General features: G+C 44.0%; 1 pseudogene. It reads left to right on the top strand.

Annotated features, from left to right (window positions below):
• Positions 1-373, top strand: a pseudogene (locus ACFIKE_RS12045) (adhesin); the annotation flags it as partial.

The following is a 373-nucleotide window of genomic DNA, read 5'->3' as shown; positions in this document are numbered from 1 at the left end:
GATGGTTCATCAGAAGATAAGAGCTATGATAACGTCTCAGTTGCGTTTGCAGGCATTGGTGATAGCTTTGAGAATGTTATGAAGAGTTTTGATGACAAACTCAAAGATATAACCACTTCGGCACAAGGAGATGGATTGTTGTGGAGTGATGAAGCCAGAGCATATGTCGCGCAGCATAAGCAAGATGGTATAGTCAAAAATAGCAAGATTACAGCGGTTGCAGCAGGTGACATCTCTAAAGATTCCAGTGATGCAGTAACAGGTTCTCAGCTTTATTCCATGAATGAACAGCTTGCTGGCTATTTAGGTGGCGGTGCAGGTTATGATGGTGCGGGTAAGTGGCAAGCCCCACACTTCACAGTCAAAACCTTTG

The organism is Bartonella sp. MU70NMGDW, from assembly GCF_042194085.1.
Taxonomy (GTDB): domain Bacteria; phylum Pseudomonadota; class Alphaproteobacteria; order Rhizobiales; family Rhizobiaceae; genus Bartonella; species Bartonella grahamii.
This window is presented reverse-complemented; position numbering and strand designations above follow the sequence as displayed.